This window comes from Neolewinella lacunae (assembly GCF_014349155.1).
In the GTDB taxonomy this organism is placed as follows: Bacteria; Bacteroidota; Bacteroidia; order Chitinophagales; family Saprospiraceae; genus Neolewinella; species Neolewinella lacunae.
The window spans coordinates 1-5,198 of the sequence record NZ_JACSIT010000093.1 but is presented as its reverse complement, the minus strand read 5'-3'; the positions used below and the strand labels follow the sequence as shown (position 1 = coordinate 5,198).

The window sequence follows — 5,198 nt, the reverse complement described above, 5'->3', positions numbered from 1 at the left end:
CGCTGCGCGCCGCCCACCTAGCATTCTAGGTACTTCGTGTACTCCTCTCCGTATTCTTCCATCAGCTCCCGTTGGACGGCTGCGAAGTTACGGACCGTTTTTGCCCAAGCCGGTTTAGTCGCCTGGAGCGTCAGATAAACCTGAATCATCAAGGACTTAGTCGACGGCCAGCTTCCTTTGCTTTTGGTCGCTTTGCGTAAATGACGATTGACGTTTTCCAATGCGTTGGTCGTGTAAATTAGCCGGCGCATCTGCGGACCAAAGCTCATGAAAACCATAAGCTCGGTCCAGTCTTTTTGCCATAAGCGGACTACATGTGGGTATTTATCCCACTTCAACTCAAAGGCCTTGAGGGCTTCTACCGCACCGTCTTCATCCATAGCGGTATACACTGATCGAAGGTCTTTACAGACCTCCCGACGGTCCTTAAAGTCCACCCCGACGACGGAGTTGCGCACCTTGTGTACGATACACCGTTGAAAACGGCTGGCGGGAAAGTAAGTACCAACAGCATCGACCAGGCCTGGCAAGCCATCAGCAATGAAGACTTTGATGTCCTCCGCACCGCGCTCCTTGAGGTCAGCCAACAATACCGACCATTGGGAAGTACTTTCGGCTCCGCGGCCCGTATACATGCTTAAAATGTCTCTGTAGCCATGTACATCAACCCCATAGAACAGATAAGTCGCCACACTGGTAGACTTGCCCTCTAAGCGAATGTTGAAGTGAATAGCGTCCATGAAAACGGCCACATAACAAGTTTGGAGAGCACGTTTCTGCCAAGCCTGAACATCGTCCCATACCTCGTTGACAATGCCCGTAATCGAGGCAGGGCTGATAACATGACCAAACATCTCATGTAAGTGGTTCGAGATGTCTTGGTACGAGTTACCGCGAGCATACAAGGATAGAATCTGTTGGCTCATGTTCGGTGCCAGGTCGTGCTGCCATTTGCCAACGATGGCCGATTCATAAGTACCCATTCTGTCCCGGGACGGACTAATTTCGGTAGGACCAAAATCGGTATTGACCTTTTTATTAGCCCTACCGTTGCGCTTATTTGGCAGCGCATCAGGGTTGTTAGCTTCCAGTTCAAGGTGCTCTCTGAGTTCGGCATTCATTGATTTTTCAATCACATGCTTGATCAAACCAGTGAGGACTCCTTCGGTCCCACCTAGCGGTTTACCCGACATGAGGCCGGTGATGATGTCGGACTCGAAGTCCGCGAATGTTTTGTCTTTTTCGTTTGCCATGACTCAATGTCTGATTTTTATGGCAGACACACATTTTTAAACACCCTCCAATGGAAGTGGGCTTAAACAGGCTGAAGTCTCTCTAGCTTGCCCTTCAAGTAGTCAAACTGAGGCACACACTCAAGCAAGTTGTCGCTTTAACAATACTATTAACGTACTAGTTGCTTAACCTTGGGCTCAGAAGACTTCCGCTAAAGTAGTACTTGTGGCGCAAACATTGTAATCTCTATCTATCCCCCACCACCAGGATCTATGTCCCTCTGCCTAACGGACCATCACCTTTTTCATTAAAACACCAGCCTTGGTGCTGATGGCGACGAAGTAAAGACCAGCGGGCAGGTCATTCACCCTCAATTCCAGCGCATTGGTGCCCTCCAGGTTTGCCTGGTGGTACACTTGCTGCCCATTGGCGTTGCGGATGCTGATTTCCTGCACGCCCGGCGTAGCCCAACGGATGTTGAGTTGCTCAGCGGCGGGGTTGGGGAAAATGGACGGCTGGTAGGTGCGTTCCAATTGCTCCGTCGAAGTGGCCAGTGCGCAGGCGTCCAGCTCCGCCCGCAGCTCCTCAATGGTGTATCTGGCCCCGGAGATAAATACGGCCCGCTCAATCACGCCGTTGTTGACGGGAACCCAAGGCATATCGCATAATCCAGGTACATGGAGCAAATTTTGCGAGGAGAGTATAACGGTATCTTGGCTCTGGTAAATTACCCGGTTCGTATCTAGATAAGCTGCCACAATCAGGTATTCCGGTGAAGATTGAAAGGCTTCTAATTCGGGGTCACAGGCTGCAGTATTTCCCACGGGAATGAGTAGGGTATCCCCGATGCTGTAAATGCTTGATGTATTGAGTACGTCCAGGATAAGGATGGGCTGGAAGTAAGCGGTCTCTTCACGGCCCGAACCAGCGTGGAGAAACGTAATAGTATCAAGCGGCAGGGCACTGACGTGTATGATGGCCTCCCACGGCCGGGCGGAATAGTACCGGCACAGGTATTCGGGTTCTGGAGGGCCGCAGGTACACGCTTGCGCATTAGGTGCCGTACAAAGACTCAAGACGAAAAGGAGGAAAAGGCGAAGGTGGGGTTTAGCAAGGCGCATAACAGGGTTTTAGCCAAAAATAGGCCTTGGGCGGAGAAGCGCCTAATGTTTGGGGAAAGATTTTTTGGTATGCACGTCCTTATCCGTAGCGCCCTGTTTGGTCGAGCGGAGAAAACCCTGGTTTCCCGCTCACACGAGGCCATGAATTTTGGCGTACTGCAGCAACACGATCGTCTTTGCATCCTTAATGGCTCCGGTATAAATCATGTTGTAGGCTTCGTCGAAGCCGAGCTCCAGCACTTCGATGTTTTCCTGTTCTTCGGCCAGGCCGCCGCCCTCGCTCACTTTCATTTCCTTGCTGTATTCGGCCACGAAAAAGTGCAGGATTTCCGTAACGGAGCCGGGCGACATATAGGCTTCGAATATTTTCCGTACCGCCGTCACCTTATAGCCCGTCTCTTCCTCGGTTTCTTTGCGGATGCAATCTTCGGCATTGTGGGCATCCAGCAGGCCCGCGCAGGCTTCGATTAAGAGGCCGCTTTCGTTGCCGTTGATGAAGGTGGGCAGGCGGAATTGACGGGTCAGGATGACGGTTTTACCAGCAGGGTTGTAGAGCAGGATGGTGGCACCGTTGCCCCGGTCGTAGGCCTCCCGCGTTTGGGTTTCCCATTCTCCATTCGGCTTGCGGTATTCATAGGTCACCTTATTCAGGGTGTACCAGTTATCGGAAAGGAGGGTGGTTTCCTTGATCCTGACGTTTGTGTTCATCTGTATTTGACTTGTAAACAGGTTTTATACTCCTTTGCTCTGGTGGGAGAACCCCGGATGGAGGATGCGGTGCATCTTGCTGTGGGAGAACCCCCGGATTACGGATGCTGCGCATCCTGCTGGGAGATAACCCCGGATTACGGACGCTTCGCATCCTCCATCCGGGGTTATTCAGGTTGGACCCCTACCGGGGTCGGGGAGGAGTATTCTTTCCCCCATTGCTCCTTATCCCTGCTGGGGCCGTCTAAAAAGTCTACTAGGGGGGCATTCTGGTACAAAATACGAAAAAGTAGTATTTTGAGGCTGTTCCCATCCCCGTAGCCGATGAGCACAAAAAGAGCAGTTTTCAAGCCTGACCTCCAGAACCAAGGCTTGCTATTCCCTCCACATCTTGCCGACATGGTACCGCCTCATCATAAGGCGCGGCTGATCAGCCAGATTATAGATGGGATGAACATTGATTCGATCCTAAGCACCTATTTAGGAGGTGGCAGTAGCGCGTACTCTCCTCGGATGCTGCTTAAGGTGTTGGTTTATGCCTATTCTGATCGGGTGTACTCATCTCGTTCGATTGAGAAGGCTTGCTATGAGAACGTGTGCTACATGTGGCTAAGTGGGATGTCCACTCCCGATCACAATACGATCAATAACTTTCGCAAGCACCGCATGGGTGGCCGGGTAAAGGAAGTGTTTGCCCACGTTTTGTTGACTTTACATGAACAAGGCTATGTCAAGCTGGATGATTACTTTTTAGATGGCACTATACTGGAGTCAGTAGCTGGCCGGTACACCTTCGTTTGGAAGTCAAACGTTGAGCGTTACAAGAAGTCGGTGCTAGACCAGATAGGGATGATCGTTTCTCAGATTGACGCTTTATGTGAAAAAGCGGATAAAGAGGATGAGCAAGCTGCCGATGGGGATGATCAAGGGGACAAACTCAGCGACAGTGCAGCAGTCCAAGAAACGATTGATCGACTCAACAAAGCCTTAGAAAGTCAGTCCCCCAGCACCAAGGAGGAAGCCAAAGAGGTCAAAAAGGCAAAGACAAAACTGAAAAACCTGGAGAGCAAGTCCTTGCCCAAACTCCAGGAATATGAGCGCCAGCAAGAATTACTGGGAGATCGGTCGTCTTACTCTAAAACGGATCATGGTGCTACGTTCATGAGGCCCAAAGACGACCACTTGGGCAACGGGGAGCTAAAACCCGGCTACAATGCTCAAGTGGGAACGGAAAACCACTTTGTTGTAAACTGGACAATGCACCAGACGCCTTCTGATGCGGCCTGCCTCATTCCTCATCTTGAAGACACCGAATCGATCTTAAGCCAAATCGGATTGAACTTGCCCAAGGCCATTACAGCCGATGCGGGGTATGGCAACGAAGAGGCCTATCGCTATTGTGAGGGCAAGGAGATAGAAGCCTACCTCAAATACCCGGGCTATTACAAGGAAGAGCAAGGAGTACTTAAAGCGCCATTTGCGCCAAGCCAGTTATACTATAACGAAGAGCAAAATGTGCTGATATGCCCCATGGGTCAGCATATGACGTATTGTGGAGAGGGAGAGGAGAAAACAGCAAGTGGGTATATCCGTGAAACAAGTAAGTACAAAGCCGTCAATTGCATAGGCTGCCCCTTGCGCGGGATGTGTCATAAACAAGACGGCAACCGAGTGGTAACCATTAGCCACAAAGGTCAAAGCTATCGCCAGCAAGCCCGAGCTCGTCTGAGCACGAAAGAGGGTAGAGCAAAGTGCCTGCGCCGTAACGCAGAAGTCGAGGGCTTCTTTGGCAACTTGAAGGCCAATCTGGGAAGACGTCGGTTTACACTAAAGGGACTTACGGGGGTTAACATTGAGATGGGCCTCCTTTCGATAGCCACAAATCTTCGTCGATTACATAAATTATCGATTGAGCAAGGGCGTAGTCTGCTTACTCCGGTCGTACAAAGGGCCCAAATGACCTAAAACGGCCCAAAAATCCGTCTAGACGGCATTTTTAACTCCCTGAAGGCCCACCCAGCATGTGGGGAGGCCCAAAAAAGGAACACATATTTTTTCTTAAATGTGTCAGAACGCAACCAGCACAGCCACCGTGGCGCACCCCACAGCTTTGGGGCTGACTTTTTAGACGGCCCC

General features: G+C 51.0%; 4 protein-coding genes. 1 reads left to right on the top strand and 3 read right to left on the bottom strand.

The features are described 5' to 3' along the window. Positions 1-17: 17 nt before the first annotated feature. From H9S92_RS08835 to nudK, 3 genes are all read right to left on the bottom strand, one after another. Positions 18-1,253, bottom strand: a complete 1,236-nt coding sequence (locus H9S92_RS08835; protein ID WP_187466352.1) for an IS256 family transposase — start codon at positions 1,251-1,253, stop codon at positions 18-20. Positions 1,254-1,517: 264 nt separating this feature from the next. Next, a complete protein-coding gene (locus tag H9S92_RS08830; RefSeq protein WP_187466351.1) occupies positions 1,518-2,354 on the bottom strand; it encodes a T9SS type A sorting domain-containing protein in 837 nt (278 codons plus the stop codon). 129 nt (positions 2,355-2,483) lie between these two features. Then, positions 2,484-3,062 (bottom strand): GDP-mannose pyrophosphatase NudK, encoded by a 579-nt coding sequence (gene nudK, locus H9S92_RS08825; RefSeq protein WP_187466350.1) that lies wholly within the window; start codon positions 3,060-3,062, stop codon positions 2,484-2,486. 324 nt (positions 3,063-3,386) lie between these two features. Between nudK and H9S92_RS08820 the strand changes: the two genes are divergently transcribed. Further along, positions 3,387-5,027, top strand: coding sequence for an IS1182 family transposase (locus H9S92_RS08820; RefSeq protein ID WP_187464761.1), 1,641 nt, complete (start codon positions 3,387-3,389; stop codon positions 5,025-5,027). Positions 5,028-5,198: the final 171 nt, after the last annotated feature.